This is a genomic window from Halomonas cupida (assembly GCF_900142755.1).
GTDB lineage: Bacteria > Pseudomonadota > Gammaproteobacteria > Pseudomonadales > Halomonadaceae > Halomonas > Halomonas cupida.
In genome coordinates this window covers 381,972-407,252 of record NZ_FRCA01000001.1, presented here as the reverse complement: position 1 = coordinate 407,252, position 25,281 = coordinate 381,972, and the positions used below count along the sequence as shown (strand labels likewise).

At 61.5% G+C, this 25,281-nt stretch carries 20 protein-coding genes and 1 pseudogene; 6 read left to right on the top strand and 15 right to left on the bottom strand.

What is annotated here, in order from left to right:
• Positions 1-174 precede the first annotated feature (174 nt).
• Positions 175-3,144, top strand: coding sequence for a ribonuclease E (gene rne, locus BUE38_RS01725; protein ID WP_084541656.1), 2,970 nt, complete (start codon positions 175-177; stop codon positions 3,142-3,144).
• Between the two features lie 118 nt (positions 3,145-3,262).
• Here the strand turns inward: rne and murB are convergent, their stop codons facing one another.
• The 7 genes from murB to BUE38_RS01690 all read right to left on the bottom strand — a co-directional run bounded on the left by murB (position 3,263) and on the right by BUE38_RS01690 (position 11,129).
• The gene (murB, locus tag BUE38_RS01720) at positions 3,263-4,300 is read right to left on the bottom strand and encodes a UDP-N-acetylmuramate dehydrogenase (RefSeq protein WP_073433287.1); all 1,038 of its coding nucleotides are present in this window, start codon (positions 4,298-4,300) and stop codon (positions 3,263-3,265) included.
• Complete coding sequence (locus tag BUE38_RS01715; protein ID WP_073433286.1) at positions 4,297-4,803, bottom strand: low molecular weight protein-tyrosine-phosphatase; 507 nt, start codon at positions 4,801-4,803, stop codon at positions 4,297-4,299. The genes murB and BUE38_RS01715 overlap by 4 nt, the downstream gene beginning before the upstream one ends.
• 29 nt (positions 4,804-4,832) lie before the next feature.
• Positions 4,833-5,600 carry a 3-deoxy-manno-octulosonate cytidylyltransferase gene (kdsB, locus tag BUE38_RS01710; RefSeq protein ID WP_073433285.1) on the bottom strand — a complete coding sequence of 256 codons (768 nt, stop codon included), beginning with the start codon at positions 5,598-5,600 and terminating at the stop codon, positions 4,833-4,835.
• Entirely contained in the window at positions 5,600-5,836 is a 237-nt protein-coding gene (locus BUE38_RS01705; RefSeq protein ID WP_073433284.1) for a Trm112 family protein, read from the bottom strand. Before BUE38_RS01705 ends, kdsB begins: the two co-directional genes overlap by 1 nt.
• Positions 5,829-6,902, bottom strand: coding sequence for a tetraacyldisaccharide 4'-kinase (lpxK, locus tag BUE38_RS01700; protein WP_073433283.1), 1,074 nt, complete (start codon positions 6,900-6,902; stop codon positions 5,829-5,831). The genes BUE38_RS01705 and lpxK overlap by 8 nt, the downstream gene beginning before the upstream one ends.
• The gene (gene msbA, locus BUE38_RS01695; RefSeq protein ID WP_073433282.1) at positions 6,902-8,638 is read right to left on the bottom strand and encodes a lipid A export permease/ATP-binding protein MsbA; all 1,737 of its coding nucleotides are present in this window, start codon (positions 8,636-8,638) and stop codon (positions 6,902-6,904) included. Before msbA ends, lpxK begins: the two co-directional genes overlap by 1 nt.
• Before the next feature lie 142 nt (positions 8,639-8,780).
• On the bottom strand, positions 8,781-11,129 hold the full coding sequence (locus BUE38_RS01690; RefSeq protein ID WP_073433281.1) for a DNA internalization-related competence protein ComEC/Rec2: 2,349 nt from the start codon (positions 11,127-11,129) through the stop codon (positions 8,781-8,783).
• A gap of 241 nt (positions 11,130-11,370) precedes the next feature.
• Here BUE38_RS01690 and BUE38_RS01685 point away from each other — a divergent pair, with 241 nt between their 5' ends.
• Positions 11,371-11,907 (top strand): DUF2062 domain-containing protein, encoded by a 537-nt coding sequence (locus tag BUE38_RS01685; RefSeq protein WP_073433750.1) that lies wholly within the window; start codon positions 11,371-11,373, stop codon positions 11,905-11,907.
• A 93-nt stretch (positions 11,908-12,000) separates the two neighbouring features.
• Here the strand turns inward: BUE38_RS01685 and BUE38_RS01680 are convergent, their stop codons facing one another.
• A complete protein-coding gene (locus tag BUE38_RS01680; protein WP_073433280.1) occupies positions 12,001-12,729 on the bottom strand; it encodes an ABC transporter ATP-binding protein in 729 nt (242 codons plus the stop codon).
• Positions 12,722-13,963, bottom strand: coding sequence for a lipoprotein-releasing ABC transporter permease subunit (locus BUE38_RS01675; RefSeq protein WP_073433279.1), 1,242 nt, complete (start codon positions 13,961-13,963; stop codon positions 12,722-12,724). The genes BUE38_RS01680 and BUE38_RS01675 overlap by 8 nt, the downstream gene beginning before the upstream one ends.
• A 146-nt stretch (positions 13,964-14,109) precedes the next feature.
• Here BUE38_RS01675 and BUE38_RS01670 point away from each other — a divergent pair.
• The 3 genes and pseudogenes from BUE38_RS01670 to BUE38_RS22810 form a co-directional block, all read left to right on the top strand.
• A pseudogene (locus tag BUE38_RS01670) lies at positions 14,110-15,231 on the top strand (agmatine deiminase family protein); the annotation flags it as partial.
• Positions 15,232-15,321: 90 nt separating this feature from the next.
• The gene (locus tag BUE38_RS01665) at positions 15,322-16,224 is read left to right on the top strand and encodes a carbon-nitrogen hydrolase (RefSeq protein ID WP_073433749.1); all 903 of its coding nucleotides are present in this window, start codon (positions 15,322-15,324) and stop codon (positions 16,222-16,224) included.
• A 72-nt stretch (positions 16,225-16,296) separates the two neighbouring features.
• On the top strand, positions 16,297-16,452 hold the full coding sequence (locus tag BUE38_RS22810; RefSeq protein ID WP_159438831.1) for a hypothetical protein: 156 nt from the start codon (positions 16,297-16,299) through the stop codon (positions 16,450-16,452).
• A gap of 28 nt (positions 16,453-16,480) precedes the next feature.
• On the opposite strand, the gene BUE38_RS01660 is transcribed toward BUE38_RS22810, so the two are convergent.
• The 4 genes from BUE38_RS01660 to BUE38_RS01645 form a co-directional block, all read right to left on the bottom strand.
• Positions 16,481-17,428 (bottom strand): Nudix family hydrolase, encoded by a 948-nt coding sequence (locus BUE38_RS01660; RefSeq protein WP_073433278.1) that lies wholly within the window; start codon positions 17,426-17,428, stop codon positions 16,481-16,483.
• Positions 17,429-17,690: 262 nt separating this feature from the next.
• Positions 17,691-18,908 (bottom strand): bifunctional glutamate N-acetyltransferase/amino-acid acetyltransferase ArgJ, encoded by a 1,218-nt coding sequence (gene argJ / locus BUE38_RS01655; protein ID WP_073433277.1) that lies wholly within the window; start codon positions 18,906-18,908, stop codon positions 17,691-17,693.
• Between the two features lie 137 nt (positions 18,909-19,045).
• A complete protein-coding gene (gene secA / locus BUE38_RS01650; RefSeq protein ID WP_073433748.1) occupies positions 19,046-21,781 on the bottom strand; it encodes a preprotein translocase subunit SecA in 2,736 nt (911 codons plus the stop codon).
• Between the two features lie 82 nt (positions 21,782-21,863).
• On the bottom strand, positions 21,864-22,211 hold the full coding sequence (locus tag BUE38_RS01645) for a hypothetical protein (protein WP_073433276.1): 348 nt from the start codon (positions 22,209-22,211) through the stop codon (positions 21,864-21,866).
• A gap of 105 nt (positions 22,212-22,316) precedes the next feature.
• Between BUE38_RS01645 and BUE38_RS01640 the strand changes: the two genes are divergently transcribed.
• Entirely contained in the window at positions 22,317-22,787 is a 471-nt protein-coding gene (locus tag BUE38_RS01640; RefSeq protein ID WP_073433275.1) for a DUF721 domain-containing protein, read from the top strand.
• Positions 22,788-23,025: 238 nt separating this feature from the next.
• Here the strand turns inward: BUE38_RS01640 and lpxC are convergent, their stop codons facing one another.
• The gene (gene lpxC, locus BUE38_RS01635; RefSeq protein ID WP_073433274.1) at positions 23,026-23,937 is read right to left on the bottom strand and encodes a UDP-3-O-acyl-N-acetylglucosamine deacetylase; all 912 of its coding nucleotides are present in this window, start codon (positions 23,935-23,937) and stop codon (positions 23,026-23,028) included.
• 124 nt (positions 23,938-24,061) lie between these two features.
• Positions 24,062-25,255, bottom strand: coding sequence for a cell division protein FtsZ (gene ftsZ, locus BUE38_RS01630; RefSeq protein ID WP_073433273.1), 1,194 nt, complete (start codon positions 25,253-25,255; stop codon positions 24,062-24,064).
• Between the last annotated feature and the right edge of the window lie 26 nt (positions 25,256-25,281).

The window sequence follows — 25,281 nt, the reverse complement described above, 5'->3', positions numbered from 1 at the left end:
CCTCCCTCCGCCCCGTACTCAACATGATCATGCCGAGCCGCGGCCTGTACCATCTCACGGCTCGGCCGGGCGCAGCTTCCGCGACATGCGCTGAGCACAAGCACGCAGCACCCAGCGGTTCGCCTTCGTCGATGCCTGTGGGCGCTCTCCGGCGCGTCCATATTGCGAGACAACATGAAACGGATGCTCATCAACGCGACCCAGCCGGAAGAGCTGCGCGTCGCCCTGGTCGATGGACAACGCCTGTACGACCTGGACATCGAATCCGGTGCCCGGGAACAGAAGAAAGCCAATATCTACCGCGGCAAGATCACTCGAGTAGAACCCTCCCTTGAAGCCGCCTTTGTCGATTTCGGCGCCGAGCGCCATGGTTTCCTGCCACTCAAGGAAGTGGCCCGTGAATATTTCCTCAAGGAACCCTCCGGCCGCCCCAGCATCAAGGAAGTTCTGAAGGAAGGTCAGGAAGTCATTGTCCAGGTAGACAAGGAAGAGCGTGGCAACAAGGGTGCCGCACTGACAACCTTTATCAGCCTGGCGGGCCGTTTTCTGGTGCTGATGCCCAACAACGCTCGTGCTGGCGGCATCTCCCGCCGCATCGAAGGCGAGGAGCGCAGCCAGCTCAAGGAAGCCATGAGCCAGCTGACCGTCCCCGAGAAGATGGGCTTGATCGTGCGCACCGCCGGCATCGGTCGTTCACCGGAAGAGCTCCAGTGGGACCTCGACTACCTGGTGCAGGTCTGGGAGTCGATCACCGAAGAGGCGGCCAAGCGCCCTGCCCCCTTCCTGGTCTACCGCGAGTCCAATGTCATCATTCGCGCCATGCGCGACTACCTTCGCCAGGATATCGGCGAGGTGCTGATCGACAGCCCGCAGGTACACCAGGAAGCGCTGGCGTTCATTCGCCAGGTCATGCCGTCCTACCAGCAGAAGATCAAGCTCTACTCTGACGAGGTGCCGCTGTTCTCGCGCTACCAGATCGAGTCCCAGATCGAGACGGCCTACGAGCGCGAAGTCAAACTGCCTTCAGGCGGCTCCATCGTCATCGATCACACCGAGGCACTGGTCTCCATCGATATCAACTCGGCTCGCGCCACACGCGGCAGTGACATCGAAGAGACAGCATTACAGACCAACCTGGAAGCGGCCGACGAGATCGCTCGCCAGCTGCGTCTGCGTGATATCGGTGGCCTCGTGGTCATCGACTTCATCGACATGGGACCGGCGCGTAACCAGCGCGAAGTCGAGAATCGCGCACGTGACGCCCTCAAGCTCGACCGTGCACGGGTCCAGATTGGACGCATCTCTCGCTTCGGGCTGATGGAGATGTCCCGTCAGCGTCTGCGCCCCTCGCTGGGAGAGACCAGCGGAGGAGTCTGCCCTCGTTGCGACGGACAGGGCACCATTCGTGATGTGCGCTCGCTGTCACTGTCGGTGCTGCGCCTGATCGAAGAAGAGGCGATGAAGGAGCGCAGCGCGCAGATCCGCGCCATTCTTCCTGTGCCGGTTGCCACCTACCTGCTCAACGAGAAGCGCACCATTCTCGCTGACATCGAGCGTCGTCAGGACGTGCGTGTGGTGATCCTGCCCAACCCGGACATGGATACGCCCCACTACGACGTGCAGCGTCTGCGCGATGACCACGTCGATGAGGAAGGCACAACGCACACCTCGAGCTTCGAGCTGTCCATGGACACCGAAGTCGGCAAGGAGCCTGAATCGACCTTCGGCAAGCCCGTGCAACGTGCAGAAGCCGCTGTGAAGAGCGTCGTCCACAACGCTCCGGCTCCGGCTTCACTGCAGAAGGAGCCTGCGGCTCCCGCTGCAGCGCCGACACCGCGCGCCACCCCTGCTTCCCGCACCACTTCCGCGCCACAGACACCGCCAGCTATGCAGAATGCCGGCCTGTTCGGCCGCCTGGTCAAGGGTTTCGCACGCTTCCTCGGCGGTGAAGAGCAAAATGCTGCCAGCGAGACCAGCACCCAGACGCAGCGTACCAGCAAGGATCGCAGCACCGAGCAGCGTACCAGCGAGCGCAGCACTGGGCAGTCCAGCGACAGTCGTCAGCGCAATCGCCGCAGCAATCAGCGCAGTGGCAGCGACAACCAGCGCAGCGATAGTCAGCGCAGTGACCGCTCTCGGCAGCAGGACAGCCGCAGCAAGTCCAACCAGGACGAGCGCCAGCAGGACAGCCGCAGCAAATCCAGCCAGGACGATCGTCGCAGCAAGACGAGCCAGGACTCCAGCAACAAGTCTGCTCAGGATACCAGCGACAATCGCAGCAGCCGCTCGCGCCGCAGCCAGCAGGATGACAAGCGCAGCCAGGACAACCGCTCTCAAGAAAGTCGTTCCCAGGACAGCCGCAGTCAGGACAACCGTAAGCCCAGCGAAACCCGCAGCGACAACCGTCGTACTGACAAGGCGGCCAGCGAGACCACCGACAGTGGCAAGCCGAAGCGCACACGCAATAATCCGCGCAACCGGACCCGCACCCATGCGCTCAACCCCGAAGCCGTTGCCGAACAGCAGCGTCTACAGGCCGAAGGCGAGCGTAACGGTGATGACGCCACAGCAGTCGACAGCAAGGCCGAACAGCCGAAGACTGACAAGCCCGCCGACGTCAAGGCTGAGCCGTCCAGCAAGCCAACGGACGCCAAGGCAGAACAGCCCAAGGCCGAGCCGCAGGCTGACAAGCCCACCGACGTCAAGGCTGAGCCGTCCAGCAAGCCGACGGACGCCAAGGCAGAACAACCCAAGGCCGAGCCGCAGGCTGACAAGCCCGCCGACGTCAAGGCTGAGCAATCCAGCAAGCCGATGGATGCCAAGGCAGAACAGCCCAAGGCCGAGCCCGAGCCACAGGCTGACAAGCCCACCGACGTCAAGGCAGAACAGCCCAAGGCCGAGCCCGAGCCACAGGCTGACAAGCCCACCGACGTCAAGGCAGAACAGCCCAAGGCCGAGCCGCAAGCCAGCAAGCCAGCTGACGCCAGCGCGGAACCGGCCAAGGCAGACAAGCAGCCCGTCGAGGCCACGGCGGAACAGGCCGAGGCAGCAGCCTCGCCACGCCGTCGCCGCCGCGCTCACAACGACCCACGTGAGCAGCGCCGCCAGGCACAGCAGGGAGGCTGCACTGGCGAAGGCCAGTAAACTGCCCTCTCTCCTGTCCTGAACAGAAACGCCCGCAGCCATGGCTGCGGGCGTTTTCATTTCCAGGGCAACTACCAACCAGGAGTGCCCGACAAGGTTATCGAACCTGGTCGCTTACCTACTGCAGCGGTGCGGCCGATGCCTGGAATTCCCCAGCAACGCGCGGCTCTCGTTCCAGACGGACCCCAAAGCGATGCTCCACTCGCCTCGCCACCTCAGCGGCAAAGTCGAGCAACTCCTCGGCGCTGCCGCCCCCCAGATGCACCAGCACCAACGCCTGACGCTCATGAACGGCAAAGTGCTTTCGGCGCCAGCCCTTTAGCCCACATTGATCAATCAGCCAGCCTGCAGCCAGCTTGGTGCGACCATCAGCGAGGGGGAAATGCGGCATACCCGGATGCTGAATCTGAAGCTTCTCGGCAACCTCGGCATCCACCACCGGGTTCTTGAAGAAACTACCGGCATTGCCCAGGTACGCCGGGTCGGGAAGCTTTTCCTGACGTATGGCCACCACCGCTCTGGCGACCTCCAGCGGTGAAGGACAGGCCGACACACGCTGCGCCAGATCCCCATACCCCAGCCGGGGACCTGGCCGACGTGTCACTCGCAATACCAACTCAGTGATCACCACACGTCCATCCAGCTCACCCTTGAAGATGCTCTCGCGATAGCCGAACCGACAGTCGTCCGCCGTCAGGTAGCGGATCTCGCCGCCGTCGAGTTGTACGAGGGTCAGTGACTCCAGCACATCGGCCAGTTCAACGCCGTAGGCACCGATGTTCTGTACCGGGGCCGCTCCACACTGACCAGGAATCAGCGCCAGGTTTTCGATGCCCCACCAGCCCCGCTCTGCCAGCGCCATCACCAACTGGTGCCAATTGACACCGGCGCCGACATGCACCAACGCATCCTCGCCGTGCCTTTCCAGCCACCAATGGGTGAGACGCGGCCGCAGCGTAATGCCACCGAGACACGGAGGTAGAATCAGGTTGCTGCCACCGGAAACCAGCGTCAGTCCGCCCTGCCACAGGCCGGAATCGGCCAGGGCACGCACCTGGTCCTGATGGTGAGCATCCACCAGGCGCTCGGCCCGACATGGCAATCCCAGAGTATTGGCGGCGCCAAGATCCACATCTGCCTGAATATCAAACTTCACCGATGCGTCTCCGGCCGCTGTGGAGATTGGTGCTGCAACCGATCCTGCAACTGATCCTGAAGTTCAACCACCAACCCGTCGGCCGCGCGCTCGATCATGTCGTAGACGCGGTCGAAACCACCCTCATAGTACGGATCCGGCACCTGTTCTCCCGGCTCTCCGGCAAAGTCCATCAATAGTCCGACATGGGCCTCGCTGGCCGCAGGGCGTCGTGATTCCAGCACACTCAGGTTGCTGTGATCCATCGCCAACAGGTAGTCGAAGCGCATGAAGTCAGCGTCCTGCAACTGCCTGCCGCGCAGAGCTGACAGGTCAATACCGCGCTGGGCCGCAGCCTGCTGTGCCCGAGCATCCGGTGCCTCTCCTACATGCCAGGGGCCGGTGCCACAGGAATCCAGCTCAACGACACTCTCAAGCCCAGCAGCACGCAGCCGAGCACGAACGATTCCTTCCGCTGTCGGTGAGCGGCAGATATTGCCGAGGCAGACAAACAGCACTCGCATCCTCGACTCCCCTCCTTTTTCCTTTCCCATCAGGCATCACGTTCGGCAAACCAGGCCCGAACCCGCTCCAGATCCTCCTGCGTATCGACACCGCCCGGCGGTGTCACCTCGGCCAGCGCGACCTGAATCGCATGGCCATGGTAGAGCGCACGCAACTGCTCGAGTTGTTCCAGTTGCTCGATCGGTGCCGGCATCCACTGACTGAAGTCACGCAGGAAACCAGCACGGTAGGCATACAGGCCGATGTGACGCAGCCAGGCATCGGTACTCAACATCTGTGGCGGTTCGCGAAAGCCCTCACGGTCCCAGGGCATTGGCGCCCGCGAGAAGGTCAAGGCACGGCCGGACATGGCGCGCGTCACCTTGACGACATTGGCATTGAACAGGGTTTCCACGTCATTGATCGGCTCGGCAAGCGTGGCCACCGAGGCCCCCTCATCCTGAATCAGACGCGCGGCGACCTGGTCGATCAGTTCCGCGGGCAGTAGAGGCTCATCACCCTGCACATTCACCACGATGGCATCATCGCCCAATGCCAACTGCTCAACGACTTCGGCAAGACGATCGGTGCCAGTGGAGTGGTCATCACGAGTCATCACGATTTCGGCGCCCAGCGGTTGCAGCACCGCTTCAATGCGCGGGTCATCGGTAGCTACCACAACCCGAGCCGCACTGGACCGTCGAGCCTGCTCCCAGACCCGCGCCACCATCGGCTTACCAGCGATATCCGCCAGCGGCTTGCCAGGCAGGCGCGTTGACGCGTAACGCGCCGGGATCACGACAATGAAATCCTGCATCAGGCGTTACCTGCCTGCTCGCCCGGTGCGCCCGGCGAAACAGAGCCGGGAGAGCGCTTGAGCGTCTCGTCGATATCCATGCGGCGAGCTTCCTCGGCCAGCATCACCGGAATGTCGTCACGAATGGGATAGGCCAGGCCATCGAACTGACAACGCAGTTCTGCCGCCTCGCGATCATACTTGAGTTTGCCCTGGCATTCCGGGCAGACCAGCATTGCCAACAGTTCCTTATCCATTGCTCTTCTCCACGGGATCAGTATGGGGCACCGCCTCGGCGGTCCAGCCTGCCACCTGGCGGGCCAGCCAGGCAACAAACGCCTTGCAGGGCGCGGCTTCAACGTCCAACGCCCAGCAGTCGGGCGGCGCGATATCTCGACACTTGACCGCATCCTTGGCGGTCATGACCACGACCCTGCCGTCCTCGACCGCCAGATCCTCCGCGACAAAGCGGTGATGATCGCCGAAGGGACAGGCCTGATGTTCGATACCCAGGGCATCGAGGGTGGCAAAGAATCGCTGCGGATTACCGATGCCTGCCACCGCCCTGACCTGCGGTGAAAACGGCGGCGCTGAAAACGGCAAGGGTAATAGCGGATGAGGGCCATCATCCCCTGACACCCGACGCCAGGCCGAAGGCTCGAGCGCCATATGAAAGGTATTTGATGAGCGAAGGATGCTCGGTGAGACGTCGTGGTGCGGCTGACCGTTGATGATAACCGCGTCTACGGTTTCGAGCCGCCCCAGCGGCTCACGCAACGGCCCGGCAGGCAGGCAACGGCCATTGCCGAAGCCTCGGGCACCATCCACCACCACGATCTCCAGGTCCCGCGCCAGGCGGTGATGCTGTAACCCGTCGTCGGTGATGATCAGGTTGCAGCCTTCCTCGATCAGACACCGGGCTCCTCGCGCGCGCTCCGGATCCACCACCACCGGCAAGCCGGTCTGGTCGTGGAGCATGCGGGGCTCATCACCGCATTCCACGACCCTGGTGTCAGCCGTCACTCGGAGCGGGTACTCGGCCTTGCCACCGTAACCCCGTGACAACAGGCCGGGGCGAAATCCTCGTGCCACCAGATGGCGACCCAACCATGCCACCAGCGGCGACTTGCCGGTCCCGCCCAGGGTGATATTCCCCACCACGATCACCGGCACTGGAGCACGCCATGGGTGACGCCGCCCATTACGCCAGGCGGCCGCACGGCGCTCTACCTCGCGTACATAGAGCGACTCCAGCGGCCGCATCAGCTTGAGCCACGATGCTCCTTCATAGGCGGCCTTCAACCAATGATCGGCAAGCCCCATCACGCCTCCTGGAACTGCAACTGGTGGAGCGCCGCGTAGGCACCGCCACGCTCCAACAGTTCCCGGTGAGTGCCCTGCTCGATGATCTGCCCCTGGTCCATGACCAGAATCCGATCAGCGCGCTCGATGGTCGATAGACGGTGAGCAATGATCAGGGTCGTGCGCCCCTTGGACACCTCCTCCAGTGCCGCCTGAATATAGCGCTCGGACTCAGTATCCAGCGCCGAAGTGGCCTCATCCAGTATCAGGATGGGGGCATCCTTGAAGATCGCTCGGGCGATGGCCATACGCTGGCGTTGACCACCGGACAGCATCACACCGTTGTCGCCGACCAGAGCCTCATATCCACCCGGCATGTTCTCGATGAATTCGTCGGCGTAAGCGGCACGGGCGGCGGCCTTGATGGCCTCGAGGTCCGCCTCCGGCTCCCCATATGCAATGTTCTCGGCGATGGTGGCGTTGAACAGGGTGACCTGCTGGGAAACCAGCGCAATCTGCTGACGCAGTGGTGTCAGCACATAATCGTCCACCGGAACATCGTCGACCAGGATGCGCCCTGACGTTGGGTGATAGAAGCGCGGCAACAGACTGACCAGAGTCGACTTGCCACTGCCGGAACGACCCACGATTGCCACCATCTCTCCGGCAGGGATATCCAGGTCGATCCCCTTGAGTACTTCCGGTTTGTCCGGACCATAGGAGAACTTCACATTCTCGAATTGCACCCGGCCCACCAGGCGCTCCGGTACGATAGTGCCGCGATCATCCTCGAGCGGTTCATCCAGCAGACCGAACAACTCGGAAGAGGCCGCGATCCCCTTCTGGATGGTGCTGTTGATCTCACTCAATGAGCGAATCGGTTTGGCCAGCAGTGAAGCCGCAGTGATGAAGGCGACGAATTCGCCCGGCGTCATGTTGTCCATCAGCGCCGGAGCCATCGCCAGCCAAACCAGAATGGCCAGCGAGATGGCCACCAGAAGCTGGATCACCGGCGTGCTGGTGGCCTTGGTCAGGGCTTCCTTCATACTCTGGCGACGGTTGACGTCGCTGGCATGACGAAAACGCTCCTTCTCGTAGTGCTCAGCACCATGGGTGCGCACGACTCGGTAGCCAATCAGGGCTTCGGAAGCAACATGGGTTACATCGCCCATGGAACGCTGGATACGCCGCGAGATACGACGGAAACGCTTGCTGGCGTACGTGACTACTCCACCGATCAAGGGCGTCACGGCCATGAACAGCAGGGTCAGCATCCAATTGGTCCACAGCAGATAGCCGAGCAGCCCCAATACGAACAGGCCCTCCTGGAGCACCACGGTAATCGCCTTGGTACCCGCTCCGGTGACCTGCTCGACATGGTAGGTCACACGGGAAACCAGATGGCCCGACGAATGGTTATCGAAATAACGCCCAGGCAGATGCAGCATGTGATTGAAGACATCACAGCGCAGCGCGTGAACCAGGTTACGCGCCACATTGCTCATGAAGTAACTGCCGAGGAAGGTGCCCAGGCCACGTGCAGCAAACATGCCGACGACAAACAGTGGCAGAAAGAGCCGGAAGTCGGCATCCGGGTTCTGGATACCGTCAATCAGTCGCTTCATCATCTCTGCGAGCGCGGTACTGGAGGCAGCGTATATGCCATATCCAACGACCGCGACGAGAAAGGATTTCCAGAAGGGTTTTACGTAGCCTAGAAGACGCTTGTAGAGCGCCCAGCCGGAATATTCAGTCACGTTGGCTCCACTTGCGAGGGAAGTCGGTTACCCACCGATGCCATATCACCATCCCTGCGGCCTTGATGCCGGGGAAACAGCGACGGCTTGAGTTTCCACAAGAACAGGGTTTCCATGCAGATGCGCCTCTCGGCCTCCGACGTCAGTGGCCCGATTCTACCCCATGGCAAGGCCCTTCAACAGCGCCCACCACCAGTGGTCGGCGCCGGGCTCGCCAGGAGATTCTCCCGGCATCATCAACGTACAGCCGGATCTGCCCGTCCAACGCCGTACTCAGCAGGCAACTCCCGGCACGACGCAGACGCCTTACCACCTCATCAGCCGGGTGCCCGGCAGCGTTGTAGCGCCCCGCCGAAAAGATTGCCATGGCGGGAGGCCGCGCCGCCACCAGCGCTGCCCCGGTGCTGGTGGCGCTACCATGGTGACCCGCTACCAGCACATCCAGAGCCCCCTCGAACGCCCCCATCCAGAAACGCTCGGTACGCTTGCCGGCATCACCGGGAACCAGGATACGACGCCCGGCAACCTCCAGCTCCAGCACACAGGAGCGATCATTGGCTGAAAGCTGCGTCTGAAGGTCACCAGCCGGTGGCCACAGAAAGCGAAACTCGACGCCGTCCCAGCGCCAGCCAAGCCCGTGCCGACAATGGCTGAACCCGGCGCCCTGCGGCAGCACCAGCGACTCGGCTTCTGGGTAATACCACTGCTCCACGCGATGATCATTCAGCAGAGACGACACACCACCGGCATGATCGAGATCAGCGTGACTGATCACCACCGCATCGAACTGCTGAGAGGAGCGCCAGAAGCTCTGCAGCGGCGCAAATCCGGAGGAGAAGCGTGGACCACTATCAAACAGTAGACGATGATGGGCCGTCTGCACTTCCACCATCAATCCCTGCCCGACATCCCAGACCACCACCCGGGCCTCACCCGGCGCAGGCGTGTCGCTACGCACCACCAAGGCAGCCACCAGTAGACCCATCCCCAGCACCAGTCGTAGCCGCCAGGCCAATCCCGGCAAGGCCATGACAACCGCTATGGACAACATAACCATTGCCAGCCGCAGACCAGGTGACTCCTCGGGGTACCAGACCACGCCCTGGAATTCGGCGGCGACTGACAACGCCCACACCAGCACATCAATGGCCTGACCTGCCAGTTGCCAGACAAGTACCCCTGCCGAGGGCCAAATCACGCTGGTCAGCCACCCCAGCATACCCAGCGGCACGACAACCAGCGTCAGCCAGGGAACTGCGAACAGGTTGAGCAATGGCGACAACGCAGTCACCAGCCCAAAGGCCAGCAGCACCAGTCCCGCCACCAGAGGAGCCAGTAACCATTGGGTTCGCCAGATGGCATGGAGGGTACCGGCGGCTCCGCTACCGGGATCCCGTCCCTGCCAGATCAGAATCAGCAAGGCGACAGCGCCGAAGGAAAGCCATAGCCCGGAATGCCACAACGCCAACGGGTCCAGCACAACCACGCCAGTGAAGGCCAACGCCAGCCCCTGCCAGGGAGATGGTGAATGCCAACCACTGGCGACCCACAACCCGACCAACGACATGATCAATGCACGCAGCACCGGCGGTTCGGCCCCAACCAACCAGGCATACCCACTGATCATCAGTGCAGCCCCCCACCAGGGCCAGGTCAGCAATCGCCAACGACGGGGATAGAGAAGGCGTGCCACCAGGCGCGCCATCACCAGCACCAGTAGTGCCACCATTCCCACATGCAGGCCCGAAACTACCGCCAGATGAGTGGTACCGGTATCACGCAGCATGCTCCACTCATCATCACTGAGCTGCTGCCCGACGCCCAGGGTAAGTGCTGCCAGCCAGCGCCGATGATGATCTTCCAGCGGCAGGTGAAGGAGGTAGTTCAGCAATCCATCGCGAGCATCAACCGGCGCCGACTCGAGACGCACCGCCTGTTCACTGGAAGCCACCGAGCCCGTGGCCTGGATACCACGGCGCCACAGCCAGCGCTCATAGTCGAAGCCCGTGGCGTTGGCCATGCCCGATCCCGGCCTGAGGCGTACCACCCACTGCCAGCGCTCCCCCTGCTCCACAACCACATCGTCGGTAGCCGTACTACCTGCTGCGTCCTGGCTGCGCGCCCCATACCAGGTGACGCGCACACGCTTGAGTTTCCGACAGTCAGGCAGCCCCTCCGCTATCGGTCGGCAGTCATCAATGGCAAGCGTCATACGCTGCATGTTCGGAAATCGATGCAAGGCCTCGACCCGCGCCTCGATCAGCAGCGGCTCTCCCACCAGCCCTTCGGGTAACTGGCCTCCGGCGCTCTGCAGCAAACTGCATAATACCCACAACGCCATCAGCCCACTGGCCACCAACGTCACTCGACGCGCGGCCATCGACGCCATCAGCACCAGCCCCATCAACGGCAGGCCAATCTCGGCACCATGAAATGCGACTGCTCCGCCAAGCGCTCCCAGCGCCAGAGCGAAGGTGGCCGGCAATCTCATACGCCTCTTTCAGGCATCTCTTTCAAACACTTCAAACTCAGGTATCTTCAAACACCTCATACTCGGCCCCTCCCTGGTGCCGTGAATTGCGAAGCGCTCAACATCCAGTCCTCGACTGGCCAGCCACGACGTCAAGCGCTCAAGTGCGCCATCTCGTCCAGGATCGTTGGCCAATGTCATGGTAACCAGACAGGCATGTATGGATAATAGCCTCGCACCCGCAGCCGCGAGCCACCAGACCATGCCGCGTCGATTTCTGCAGCGTCATCTTCCCAGGCCAGATACCCTGAAGCAGCACCGATCGTTGCGCTTCATGGCGCATCTGATCGCCGATCCAGCGCTGTGGGCACTGTCGCGCCGAAGCGTCTCCAATGCCTTCGCCATTGGCCTGTTCAGCGCACTGCTGCCGATCCCCTTTCAGATGGTCATTGCTGCCCTGGCAGCTCGCCTGGCCCGCTGCAACCTGCCACTGTCCGTCGCCCTGGTGTGGATCACCAATCCATTGACCATGCCGATCATCTACTACGCCAACTACCGCATTGGTGCCTGGCTGTTGCAGAAACACGCTCTACATACACCGGACAAGATCAATATCGAATGGGTGCGCCATGAGATCATGGAGATTCTGCCGAGCCTGGTGCTGGGGTCGTTGGTCTCGGCCATTGCCCTGGCGGCTCTGGGCTATCTGCTGATTCGCCTCCTGTGGCGCTGGCAGGTCTCACGCAGTTGGCGCGCCCGCGCACGTCGACGTCGTGCGCGCCAGCAATGCGAACGTTGAACGGACCCCCTTTCCGTCCCGCAACCCAGTTCCCGGAACGACAATGGCCACCCGAAGGTGGCCATTGTCGTTCTGCGCTGGGCGTTCCAATCGTTACTCGGCGTGCAGGCGACCTCCATCGAGACGCAGTACACGATCCTGATGAGCGGCAAGCCCCGGATCATGAGTCACGATGACAAAGGCGCAACGCGCACTCGCGGCCAGTTCATCCATCAGTTCGAGAATACTGGCGGCCGTGTTCTGGTCGAGATTACCGGTTGGTTCATCCATCAACATCAGACTGGGATCGGTGACCAGCGCGCGTGCGATGGCAACACGCTGACGCTCACCGCCGGACAGCTCACCCGGCTTGTGCTCGGCACGCGGCTCCATGCCGACACGCGCCAGCAATTTCATCGCCTGCTGCTCCGCGTCCTTCTTGCTCTGACCACGCACGATCAGTGGCAGCGCGACATTCTCGACCGCCGAGAATTCAGCCAGCAGATGGTGGAACTGGTAGACGAAACCAATATGCCGATTACGGAATTTCCCGATTTCGGCATCTCCCAACTCGTGCAGTGCCGTGTCCGCCACCCTTACTTCGCCGCCGCTGGGCAGGTCAAGGCCGCCGAGCAGGTTCAGCAAGGTGGTCTTTCCGGAGCCGGAGCTGCCGACCACCGCGACTCGCTCGCCAGCCTTCACGCTCATTTCGAGCTTGTCGAGCACCACCAGATCCTGGGGGCCTTCACTGTAGACACGTGACAGATCACGACACTCCAGCATGACTTCGCCGGCCCCGGGTCTCCTGACATCAACAGGTTCCTGCTTGTCGAAATCACTCATAACGCAACACCTCGGCAGGCTGAACCCGGGCCGCACGCCAGGCCGGATAAAGGGTGGACAGGAAGGTCAGCACAAATGCAGCTGTCACAATCTGGCTCACGTCGCTCCAGATCAGTTGGGACGGCAGTTCACTGACGAAATAGACACCAGCATCGAGGAAGTGGATGCCGAACACATTCTCGACGAAGAGGATGATGTCGGACACCGTCAATGCCAGCAGTATGCCGAGCACAACCCCGATCACAATTCCGATCACCCCGATCGCCAGGCCCTGGACGATGAAGATGCCCATGATCGAACGCGGCGTGGCACCGATAGTCCGTAGAATGGCGATATCGGCGCGCTTGTCGGTCACCACCATGACCAGAGTCGAGACGATATTGAAGGCCGCCACCGCCACGATCACCGTCAGCAGCAACGCAATCATGCGCTTCTCCATCTGGATCGCCTGGAAGAGGTTGCCACGGGTGTAGGTCCAGTCGTAGCCGCGATAGCCCTGGCCGAGGGAATCCACGACCTCACGCGTCACACTGCCCGACAGGAACAGGTCGTCAAGTTCGAGACGCAACCCGCCGATATCGTCGCCCATGCGTGCCAGAGTCTGCATGTCGCTGATATTGGCGTAGGCCAGGTTGGCGTCCAGGTCGGCACCCACGCTGAAGATACCGCTGACGGTAAAGCGCTTGAGACGCGGAAACACGCCTGCCGGCGTAATGGAGGCTTCCGGCACCAGCAGGGTGACGCTATCGCCCACCCCTACCCCCAGGTTCTGGGCGAGGATCGATCCCAGCACGATATGCCAGGACCCAGCGCTGAGGTCATCGAGCTTGCCGGTCTGCATATGTTCGTCGACGATCGAGACCTTGCTCTCCCACTCGGGCTCGATACCGTTGACCATGGCGCCGTGGTTGCGCCCTCCCACCGAGAACATGCCCTGTTGCTGGATGTAGGGCGCGGCCCCGATGACATGCGGATGCTCAGTGACTTCCTCAGCCAGCGGCTGCCAGTCGCTCATGCCACCGGCCTGCTCGATCTGCACATGGGGCACCATGCCCAGCACGCGCTCACGCAGCTCGCGGTCGAAACCGTTCATCACCGACAGCACGAGAATCAGCACCGCAACGCCCAGCGTCAGGCCCAGCATCGAGGTCAGGGAAATGAACGAGATGAAATGATTACGTCGTTTGGCGCGCACATAGCGCAGCCCGATCAGAAATGGCAGTCGATCAAGCATGGACTCTTTCCTTGTCGGCGGGCCGTCATGGTAAAGTTTTTTTGCGCCGACTTCATCGCCGAAAGGCGCTATTTGCGAGATCGTTGCACCTTTCATGCTGATGAGCCGACAACGCCTTTCTCCCATCGACAGCCTCACGCTTCTCCATGAGCTGGATGAACTGCCATTTCATGAGCATCCAAAAGGGTCACATCCGGGCCACACCATGCGAAAATAGGCCCATTACAGCCCCAGTCCTTCGAGATTCCCAGCCTTTCGAGAACGCCATGCACCGATTACTCCCCGAATGGTACCCCCAGGATGCCGTTCAACTGACCTGGCCCCGCCCCGATGGGGATTGGGCTTACATGCTTGATGCCATCGAGCAGATGCTCGAGCAGATTGCCCTGATCACCGGGCGCTACCAGGCGGTGATCATCGGATTTCCCGATGCGGCAACCCGCGAGCGCATCACCATGCGTCTGCACAGGCGCGGGATGGCCAGCGACCGCTTGCACACCGTCATCATCGACAACGACGACACCTGGGCCCGCGACCATGGACCGCTGGCAACCAGTGACGGTGATCAGGTCAAGCTGCACGATTTCATATTCACTGGCTGGGGTGGCAAGTTTCCCGCCGAGCGCGACAACACCATCACCCGACAGCTCGATGAGCTTGGTCTGCTGGCCTGCCCGCTGGAGCCACATGAATTGATTCTCGAAGGCGGCGCTGTGGAAACCGATGGTCTGGGCACGCTGCTGACCACCGAAGCCTGCCTGCTCAACCCCAACCGCAATGCACACCTGAATCGCACTCAGGTCGAGGAGCAACTGTGTCAGCGGTTGGGTATCGAACGGGTACTATGGCTGCAGCACGGCCACCTTGAAGGCGATGACACCGACAGCCATATCGATACTCTGGCACGCTTCTGCAGTCCAGATACCATCGCCTACGTCCGCTGTGATGATCCCGAAGACTCTCACTATGCAGAGCTGCGCGCCATGGAGCTGGAGCTCGAGTCCCTGACACGGGCCGATGGTTCCGCCTATCGTCTGATCGCGCTGCCCTGGCCCGGCGCTTGCCTGGATGCCGATGACGGCCATCGCCTGCCGGCCACCTATGCCAACTTCCTGATCATCAATGGCGCCGTTCTGGTACCCACCCATGGTGACCGACGCGACCGCGAGGCATTGAATGCTCTGGCTGAAGCCTTTCCTCAGCATGACATCATTGGCGTCGATGCCAGTGCCGCCATTCGTCAACACGGTAGCCTGCACTGCCTGACCATGCAGTGGCCCCGTGGCAGCCTGATGCCCTGCGACCTCCAGACCTCAAGCAGCTCTGTCTCAAACCACACCGCCCCAAGGAGCATCCTCATGACGCGGCAACTCAAGGTTGGCCTGGTGCAACAACCCGCCTGGCCAGACAAACAGCGCAGTCTTGCCGAGAGCGAGGCCGGCATTCGTGAACTGGCGGCCAGCGGTGCAAACCTCATCATGCTGCAGGAACTGCACGCCACTCACTACTTCTGTCAGTACGAGGATACCGAACTGTTCGATCTGGCCGAACCACTGGACGGGCCGACGGGGACACGCCTGGGCGAGCTGGCTGCGGAACTTGATGTTGTGCTGATGGGATCACTGTTCGAGCGCCGTGCTGCTGGTCTCTACCACAACACTGCGGTGGTCTACGACGGCAAGCGTGGCCTGGTCGGCAAATATCGCAAGATGCATATTCCGGATGATCCCGGCTTCTACGAGAAGTTCTATTTCACTCCCGGCGACCATGACGCCCAGCGATGCGAAGGGTTCACGCCCATCGATACCTCGGTCGGTCGCCTCGGGGTACTGGTGTGCTGGGATCAATGGTATCCCGAGGCGGCACGCCTGATGGCACTGGCCGGCGCCGAGATCCTGCTCTATCCCACCGCCATTGGCTGGTGCCCCAGCGATGACGATGCCGAGAAGCAGCGCCAGAAGGATGCCTGGACACTGATCCAGCGCAGCCATGGCGTCGCCAACGGCATTCCGGTGATGGTTGCCAACCGAGTCGGCCACGAGGCGGATCTGTCCGGCCTCAGCGAAGGTATCGACTTCTGGGGGGGCAGCTTCATCTGCGGTCCGCAGGGAGAGCTGCTGGCCCATGCAGGCACCGAAGCCGAGCGGCTACTGGTCACCCTGGACCTGGATCATGGTGAGGACGTGCGGCGTATCTGGCCCTATCTACGCGACAGAAGGGTCGATGCCTATGGCGACCTGACCCGCCGCTTCCGCGACTGATCAAGCCAACCACCGAATGGATCGGGACAAACCATTCGGTGGTCACCCAGGCCACGAGCAGGTCGGCCGCTCATGGCCCGTGCTATAACCATGGCAATCAAATCGATCTTCCTGATCGATTTGATCATCGCCCGCACCACACCAGCGCAGATGCATGGGCCTGCAGGTGTGATGTGGGCTCGCGTCGTCCTGATGGCCGACGGCGGCACGTCCCTGTGCCGCGATTAACCCGTACAAGAGCTTGTCGGGTTAATACCTACTGCCAGAAGTCGCGGATCGAGGCGATACCCTGGGCACCTACCGCACGCGCATGACTGGCATCATGTCGGGTCATGCCACCAAGCGCATACACCGGCATGCCGGCACGCTCGACCAACTGCTGGAAGTCATGCCAACCGATGGGCGGTACTTCCGGATGGGACGGTGTGGTCCGCAACGGCGACAGAGTCACGAAGTCACAACCGATGCGAGCGGCCTGGTCGAGCTGCGCCTTGTCGTGAGTCGAAGCGGAAAGCCACTTGTCCTCACTGATCGGGCGACGCTCCAGAGTCATCAGGCGCGCGCTGGTCAGGTGAACGCCGTCGGCATCGACACGCTCGAGCATCTCCGGCTCGGCGTTGATGACCAGGCGTGCACCGTACTGGCGGCACAAGGCCAGTGCCCGTTCAGCCCTGGCAACATAGGCATCATCATCCAGCCCCTTGGCCCGCAACTGCACCAGACGCACGCCGTCTTCCTTCAGGGCACGCTCGAGACGCGTATCGAACAGCGCTTCATCACCTTCCTCGTCAGTGATCAGATACTCGGACGGCAGCATGACCGCACGCAGTATCGGCAGATTGGCCGCCGGGAACGGATAACTGAACAGCTCCGTCATGGGCACCCAACGCACCGCCTGACCTTCGCGCCCGAAAGGTTCACCGACAAAGTCCCTGACCTGCCACACATCCAGCAGGATGTGCTTGTCCGGGTACTCGTGATGGATGCGGATCAGCGGTTGGGCGCGACGAATCTCGATCCCCAACTCCTCGTGCAGCTCACGCTTGAGCGCCTCCAACCCTGTCTCGTAGGGCGCCAGCTTACCGCCGGGAAACTCCCAGAGACCGCCCTGATCAACATTCGACGGGCGCCGAGCCAGCAGCACATCCTTACCGTCGGCGCTGATGATGGCGGCAGCCGCCACATGCACCCTTCTCTTCACCATAGTGTTCATTCAACTTTACCAGCCTGGAGTCGCGGGACCATGCCCGCGTGGTTCTCTGTCAAGGGAGCTCTTTTCGGCATTGGCCTTCCCTGAGTCGGCCCGCTCGAAGTCGACACAGGATACCGACACCAGCGCCAGGTTTCACCCCGCACTGAGCCACAAGCCAGTATCAACCCGGCAGATTATTCTGCCGGGTTGATCGCGACAATGGCAGGAGTCAAAAGGAGCTCGGGACGATTTACCTGGTTGTCGGATCAATAGCTCAGCTACGATAATCCGCATTGATCGACACATAGTCATGGGACAGGTCAGATGTCCAGATCACTGCCCCTTCCTCTCCGCGGCCAAGGTCGATGCGAATAACGATCTCTTCACGTGCCATGACTGTGCTTCCAGCCTCCTCGGTATATCCGGCAGCACGACCGCCATTTTCCACCAGACGCACCTCACCGAGGTCGATGGTCACACGCTCGACATCGAAGTCGTCTACCCTGGCACGCCCCACGGCGGCGAGAATACGACCCCAATTGGCATCGCTGGCGTAGAGCGCTGTCTTGACCAGCGGCGAATGCGCCACGGTGAATGCCACCTCACGAGCCTCATCCTCGCTGGTGGCACCCTGCACGTCGAGGGTGACAAACTTGGTGGCACCCTCACCATCGCGGATGATGGCCTGGGCCAGCTCCACCAGCACCTCCTGCAGTGCGGCGACAAATGCCGCCAGGTCCCCGTCGGTGGCCAGTCTGGGGCCCTTGCCGGTAGCCATCAGCATGCAGGCATCATTGGTCGAAGTGTCGCTGTCCACCGTGATGCTGTTGAAGGACTTGCGTACCGTATCCCTGAGTATCCGTGCCAGCAGCGCCTGGTCGATGGCTGCATCCGTGGCGACGAAGCCAAGCATCGTCGCCATGTTGGGACAGATCATACCCGAGCCCTTGGCGATGCCATTGATGGTCACCGTTGCCCCCGCCAGCTCGAGCTGACGACTGGATCCCTTGGCCCGAGTGTCAGTGGTGAGAATCCCCTCTCCCGCCAGCTGCCATGCCTGCTGATCATCGCCCAGTGCCTCCAGCGCCTGGGGCAGGCCTGCCACCAGGCGATCCATGGGCAGCGGCTCACCGATCACGCCGGTGGAGAATGGCAGCACCGTCTCTGGCGCAACCCCGGCCAGCTCGGCAAGAGCAGCACAGCTGGCACGCGCATCACGCATTCCGGTTTCACCGGTACCGGCGTTGGCATTGCCGGTATTGATGACCAGATAGCGCACTGCGTCGCCCTGGCCGAGGTGCTCTTTCGCCACATGCACGGGGGCGGCACAGAAAGCATTACGGGTGAAGGTCCCGGCCACACTGGCCCCTTCGGCTACCTCGATTACCACCAGATCACGGCGCCCCGGCTTCTTGATACCCGCCATCGCGGTCCCCAGGCGCACGCCGTCAATGCGCGGCATGATCGGAAAATGACTTTCACCCACAGCCATCGAATGTCTCCTTCATTGGGCACAACCCCGGGACCTGGGCCCGGGGTTGTGAATACTGCCGTTGTGGATACAGGGGGCGTCGATGTCGTATCCGAGCAGGATCAAAGCCGCTCAACGCACCCCGTGCCGAGACTCGCCTAACTCAATTGGCCACAGCATTGCTTGTACTTCTTGCCCGAACCACAGGGGCACGGCTCGTTACGGCCTACCTTGGGAGCATCACGACGCACCGGTTTCATGTCGCCCGCTTCGCTGCCCCCACGTTCGCTCTCGCCCTCATCAGCCGCAGGAGCCGGAGCCTCATCATGACGACTGGACGCCTGTGCAGACTCTCGCTCCAGAGACTCGCGACGCTGACGCTCCAGAGCCTCGACCTCTTCCGGTGCACGCACCTGAACATGGCTGAGAATACGGGTTACATCGGCCTTGATGTTGGTCAGCAAGTTCTGGAACAGCTCGAAGGACTCACGCTTGTACTCCTGCTTGGGGTTCTTCTGCGCATAGCCACGCAGGTGAATACCACGGCGCAGGTGGTCCATCGACTGCAGGTGCTCCTTCCAGCGGGTATCGAGCACCTGAAGCATGACCTGCTTCTCGAAGCGACGCATGAGCTCTTCACCAGCGATCGCCACCTTGGCCTCATAGGCCTGGCGATGCTGGGTCTGCAGACGCTCACGCAGCTTCTCCTCATGGAAATGCTCGTCTTCCTCGGCCCACTGCACCACCGGTGCATCGAGGTTGAACTCGCTCTTGAGGTGCGCCTCCAGTCCAGCCAGGTCCCACTGCTCCGGCAGACTCTGCGGAGGCACAAACTCGCTGACTCCCTGGTCGAGCACTTCCTCACGAATACCCAGGACGTTCTCGGAAACGTCCGACGCAGCAAGAATCTCGTTGCGCTGCTCGTAGATCACCGAACGCTGGTCGTTGGCAACATCGTCATATTCCAGCAACTGCTTGCGGATATCGAAGTTGCGTCCCTCGACCTTCTTTTGCGCACGCTCGACCGCATTGGAGACCATCTTGTGTTCGATAGCTTCGCCACGCTCCAGTCCCAGCGCCTGCATCAATTTCTGCACACGCTCCGAGCCGAACAGGCGCATGAGGTTGTCCTCGAGGGACAGGAAGAAGCGCGTCGAGCCCGGATCCCCCTGGCGACCCGCACGCCCACGCAGCTGGTTGTCGATACGACGGGACTCGTGGCGTTCGGAACCAACCACGTGCAGGCCACCCGCAGCAAGCACAGCCTCATGGCGTTCCTGCCAGGCAGCCTTGAGCTCAGCAATCTGAGCTTCACTGGGATCTTCCAGTTTGGCGACCTCGGCCTCCCAGTTACCGCCCAGCACGATGTCGGTACCGCGACCGGCCATGTTGGTGGCGATGGTCACTGCACCGGGACGACCTGCCTGGGCAATGATATCGGCCTCCCGCTGGTGCTGCTTGGCGTTGAGGACATCGAATGGAAGACCAGACTTCTTCATCAACGCGGCAAGATACTCGGAGGTCTCGATCGACGCCGTACCTACCAGCACCGGGCGACCCGCTTCGACCTGGGCCTTGACGTCTTCGATGATGGCCTCGTACTTCTCCTCGGCACTGAGGTAGACAAGATCATTCATGTCGTTACGCGCCAACGGCCGGTTGGTCGGAATGACGATCACGTCGAGACCGTAGATCTGACGGAACTCAAAGGCCTCGGTATCTGCAGTACCGGTCATCCCGGACAGCTTCTCGTAAAGGCGGAAGTACTTCTGGAAGGTCGTCGAGGCCAGCGTCTGGCTCTCGCGCTGCACGGTCACTCCTTCCTTGGCCTCAACCGCCTGGTGCAAGCCTTCGGACCAGCGACGTCCCGGCATGGTACGACCGGTATGCTCATCGACGATCACCACCTGACCATCGCTGACGATATAGTCCACATCGACGTAATACAGATGGCGGGCACGCAACGCCGAATGCATATGCTGTAATAGATTGAGGTTCTGGGCGGCATACAGCGAGTCGTCGGCGCCCAGCAGCCCCTCCTCACGCATCAACTCTTCGATCTGGTGATGGCCACTCTCGGTCACCTCGACCTGCTTCTGCTTTTCGTCGAGCGTGAAGTGGCCACTTTCCGGATCTTCCTCGTCGGTGCACTTGTCGAGTTTCAAGGCGAGGCGATCGATGACCTTGTACAGCTCGGTATTCTCGTCCACCGCACCGGAGATGATCAGCGGGGTACGAGCTTCATCGATAAGAATGGAGTCGACTTCGTCAATGACCGCGAAATAGAGATCACGCTGCACCTTCTCTTCCAGCGCGAACACCATGTTATCGCGCAGGTAATCGAAGCCGTACTCGTTATTGGTGCCGTAGGTGATATCACAGGCATAGGCCGCGCGCTTGTCAGCCGGCGGCTGTCCTGAGTAGATGATGCCAACGGACAGGCCGAGGAATTCGTACAGCGGACGCATCCAGTTGGCATCACGGCGGGCCAGATAATCGTTGACCGTTACCACGTGGACGCCACGTCCCGGCAGAGCGTTGAGGTAGACCGCCAGCGTACCCACCAGAGTCTTGCCCTCACCAGTCTTCATCTCGGCGATACGACCACGGTTGAGGGTCATGCCGCCGATCAACTGAACGTCGAAGTGGCGCATACCCATGACGCGTCGGCTGGCCTCGCGTACCGTGGCAAAAGCTTCCGGCAGGATCGCATCAAGGCTTTCACCGCCTGCCAGTCGCTCGCGAAACTCCGCTGTGCGAGCCTTGAGTGCCGCGTCATCGAGCGCTTCCACCTGCGACTCCAGCGCATTGATCGCGCGAACCTGGCGCGTCATGCGTTTGACCTCACGGTCGTTCTTGGAGCCGACTACCTTGCGTAACAACGTATTGATCATCTTGAGTCCATCATTGGCGAAAAGAATCGCGGTGACGTACAACGCGACGCCACCGTTATCCGGTCAATACCGGCTGTAACGATCAGGCCAATGAGGGAGGACCACGACGGGAAACGACATCAAGCGCGGCAACCGCGCGCAGTAACGGAGCACGAATAATGGTCGCTGCCGCCAGACGCCGCGAGGCAGCAACGACGGGATGGCTGACCAGTTGGCGCCGACACGCCTTGAGCACGGTGCGGGCGCGAATCATCGCCGGTGCCATGATGCATATCTGCACCAGTCGCTGGGTCGCTCGCGGGGACTCTGCCTGAATCAGGCCCGCCGGCAACAGACAACCGACCAGCAGTCCGGCCAACCACCAGCGCGTATTGACGCGCCTTGGGCGACCTTCGGTGTGGTGCGTGTTGTCGGAACGGGCAGCAGACATGCTGTTGAGCAACCCCCTGGCATGCTAGGCTCGGATGTCTCGCGAACTGCAACGACAGTCCATCAGGAAACAGATATCGGGGCCAATGCCCCGGAAAGCAAGCGTATGAGTATAAAGCTTAAGCGGTTCCGCGCCCAGCCCATGTCACGCCTGTTGAACGGACGTGGCGAACTCGGGGACTTGATGCGCATGGCGCGCCTGATCGAGAAGGCGCAACAACACCTGCGCGAACAACTGCCGCCGGAGTTTGCCGAGCATCTGTTTGTCGGTGGCTATCAGAGTGGACGTTTGACGCTGATCACGGATGGTGCCGCCTGGCTGACACGCCTGCGCTACGAACAACCGCGCCTGCTGGAACTGCTCCACCAGCTTCCCGAATTCCAGGCAGTCACCGGTTTTCATCTCAAGGTGCGCCCGGTTCGTCCAGCACGCGTCCCGCCGCGCCAGTTCCGACACCTTTCCTCGGGTGCCGGCGACGAGATATCCAGTTGCGCTGCCGATGTCGATGACCCGAAGCTCAAGAAGGCTCTCGAACGCCTCGCTTCGCATGCGCAGAAGGATGAGGAAGAGCGGTAAGCGGTAAGCGGTAAGCGGTAAGCGGTAAGCGGTAAGCGGCGAGCTTCACTCTTCTGGTAATGAACTGTCCAGCCCGGGACCGCCCCTTCTGCCCACAACACGCTCGGCCCCCGAACTACTTACCGCTTAAAGCTTACAGCTCAAGCCGCCTGCGGCTCGCCCTCCCTCAAACACAAACGCCGCCCCGAAGGGCGGCGTCTGATAACGACTGCTGTCTAGACCTGACGGGGGCGAGGCGTCAGGCCATGGCCGGTGCAGCGTAGGAGATCGGAGCGGTTTCCGACTCGTCCTCGAACGTCACGATTTCCCATGCTTCCGGCTGTTCGAGCAGTGCGCGGCACAGCTGGTTATTGAGCGCATGGCCAGACTTCACTCCACGGAACTCGCCGATCAGGCTGTAACCGAGCTGATAGAGATCGCCGATGGCGTCCAACACCTTGTGCTTGACGAACTCGTCGTCGTAACGCAGGCCACCGTCGTTGACGATGCGGTAGTCGTCGACCACGATCGCGTTATCAAGGCTGCCGCCCAGCGCCAGATTGTTGGAACGCAGATACTCGAGATCACGCATGAAGCCGAAAGTACGCGCTCGGGACACTTCGCGCACGAAGGACGTCGTCGAGAAATCCACTGCCGCCGTCTGTTTCTGGTCCTCGAACACCGGATGATCGAAGTCGATGGAGAAGGAGACCTTGAAGCCCTGATGGGGCAGGAACAGCGCTTCCTTGTCATCTTCGCGCACCGAGATCTCTCGCTTGATGCGGATGAACTTCTTCGGGGCGTTCTGCTCGAGAATGCCCGCCGACTGGATCAGGAACACGAAGGGACCGGCACTTCCGTCCATGATCGGTACCTCAGGTGCACTGAGGTCGACATAGGCATTGTCGATGCCGAGGCCCGCAAAGGCTGACATCAGGTGCTCGACGGTCGCCACCTTCTCACCATTGCGAGACAGGGCAGTACACAGCGTGGTGTCGGTGACGTTGGTCGCCTGAGCAGGAATCTGGACTTCCGGATCGAGGTCCGTACGGACGAACACGATTCCGGTATCCACCGGAGCCGGCCGCAAGGTCAGGTAGACCTTCTTGCCGGAATGTAGTCCCACGCCAGTGGCGCGGATCACGTTTTTCAGGGTACGTTGTCTGATCATTTTGCAGTCGCCAGGCAGTCGTTGGTTATCAAACACCGTTCACTATAACACCAAACGAACGTTTCAACAAAAAAACCTCGCATCTGCATGACAACGCCCCCGGGAGACGGAGGCGCATCACGATTCAGTCAGCCTGACGACGCAGAAACGCCGGGATATCGAGATAGTCATCGAGATCCTGCGATTTGCGCGACTCGCTCTGGGGGCGCGGATTTTCCTGAGCTTCCGGCTTGCTTGCGGTCTGCTGAGAAGCCGCGCGGTTCATGACCGGCTGCTGCTGAGGACGCTGACGCATCTCCGGACGGGTCCGTGCCTGCGGCTGGGAGGATGCCGCTGCCTGTTTGGCACGCTGGTTGACTTGGCTATCGAGACCAGCAGCCACCACGGTAACCCGCAGCTCGTCGGTCATGTCCATATCGATGGAAGTACCGACCACGATGGTAGCGTCCTGGGAAGCGAACTCCTGAACCGTGGCGCCCACGTCATTGAACTCACCGATCGACAGATCGGGGCCTGCCGTGATGTTGACCAGAATGCCACGCGCGCCGTGCAGGTCGATATCTTCCAGCAGCGGGCTGCGAATGGCCTTCTCGGCCGCCTCGCGAGCACGGTTCTCGCCGGTAGCACCGCCGGTGCCCATCATGGCCATGCCCATCTCGGACATGACGGTCCGCACGTCGGCAAAGTCGACGTTGATGATGCCAGGACTGGTGATCAGCTCGGCGATACCCTGCACGGCACCCAGCAGCACATCATTGGCCGCACTGAAGGCAGTCAGCAGCGTCGCGCTCTTGCCAAGCACCGAGAGCAGCTTCTCGTTGGGGATGGTAATCAAGGAGTCGACGTGTTCGGACAACTCTTTCATACCCTCTTCGGCCGCACGCATACGCTTGGGGCCTTCGAAGGGGAACGGGCGCGTCACCACGGCAACCGTCAGAATACCCAGCTCCTTGGCAACCTGCGCCACCACAGGCGCACCACCGGTGCCGGTACCACCACCCATACCGGCGGTGATGAACACCATGTCGGCACCATCCAGAAGCTCCGCGATACGCTCGCGATCTTCCATGGCCGCCTGTCGGCCGACCTCGGGGTTGGCCCCGGCGCCCAGCCCCTTGGTAATCTCCGTGCCGAGCTGCAGTACCGTTCGGGCGGAGACGCGCTTGAGGGCCTGCGCATCCGTGTTGGCGCAGATGAACTCAACGCCTTCTATATTGCTCTCGACCATGTGGTTGACAGCATTGCCGCCGCCGCCACCTACGCCGATGACCTTTATGACCGCACTGCTTGAGGGTGCGCTGTCTACGAGTTCAAACATTTGCCCCGTCTCCTGAGCCGCTGTTG

Coding starts and splice junctions, on each gene's coding strand:
- rne (WP_084541656.1), top strand. CDS start 175: ATGAAACGGATGCTCATCAACGCGACCCAGCCGGAAGAGCTGCGCGTC.
- BUE38_RS01715 (WP_073433286.1), bottom strand. CDS start 4,803: ATGCGAGTGCTGTTTGTCTGCCTCGGCAATATCTGCCGCTCACCGACA.
- kdsB (WP_073433285.1), bottom strand. CDS start 5,600: ATGCAGGATTTCATTGTCGTGATCCCGGCGCGTTACGCGTCAACGCGC.
- BUE38_RS01705 (WP_073433284.1), bottom strand. CDS start 5,836: ATGGATAAGGAACTGTTGGCAATGCTGGTCTGCCCGGAATGCCAGGGC.
- lpxK (WP_073433283.1), bottom strand. CDS start 6,902: ATGGGGCTTGCCGATCATTGGTTGAAGGCCGCCTATGAAGGAGCATCG.
- BUE38_RS01690 (WP_073433281.1), bottom strand. CDS start 11,129: ATGAGATTGCCGGCCACCTTCGCTCTGGCGCTGGGAGCGCTTGGCGGA.
- BUE38_RS01685 (WP_073433750.1), top strand. CDS start 11,371: ATGCCGCGTCGATTTCTGCAGCGTCATCTTCCCAGGCCAGATACCCTG.
- BUE38_RS01680 (WP_073433280.1), bottom strand. CDS start 12,729: ATGAGTGATTTCGACAAGCAGGAACCTGTTGATGTCAGGAGACCCGGG.
- BUE38_RS01675 (WP_073433279.1), bottom strand. CDS start 13,963: ATGCTTGATCGACTGCCATTTCTGATCGGGCTGCGCTATGTGCGCGCC.
- BUE38_RS01665 (WP_073433749.1), top strand. CDS start 15,322: ATGACGCGGCAACTCAAGGTTGGCCTGGTGCAACAACCCGCCTGGCCA.
- BUE38_RS22810 (WP_159438831.1), top strand. CDS start 16,297: ATGGCCCGTGCTATAACCATGGCAATCAAATCGATCTTCCTGATCGAT.
- BUE38_RS01660 (WP_073433278.1), bottom strand. CDS start 17,428: ATGGTGAAGAGAAGGGTGCATGTGGCGGCTGCCGCCATCATCAGCGCC.
- argJ (WP_073433277.1), bottom strand. CDS start 18,908: ATGGCTGTGGGTGAAAGTCATTTTCCGATCATGCCGCGCATTGACGGC.
- secA (WP_073433748.1), bottom strand. CDS start 21,781: ATGATCAATACGTTGTTACGCAAGGTAGTCGGCTCCAAGAACGACCGT.
- BUE38_RS01645 (WP_073433276.1), bottom strand. CDS start 22,211: ATGTCTGCTGCCCGTTCCGACAACACGCACCACACCGAAGGTCGCCCA.
- BUE38_RS01640 (WP_073433275.1), top strand. CDS start 22,317: ATGAGTATAAAGCTTAAGCGGTTCCGCGCCCAGCCCATGTCACGCCTG.
- lpxC (WP_073433274.1), bottom strand. CDS start 23,937: ATGATCAGACAACGTACCCTGAAAAACGTGATCCGCGCCACTGGCGTG.
- ftsZ (WP_073433273.1), bottom strand. CDS start 25,255: ATGTTTGAACTCGTAGACAGCGCACCCTCAAGCAGTGCGGTCATAAAG.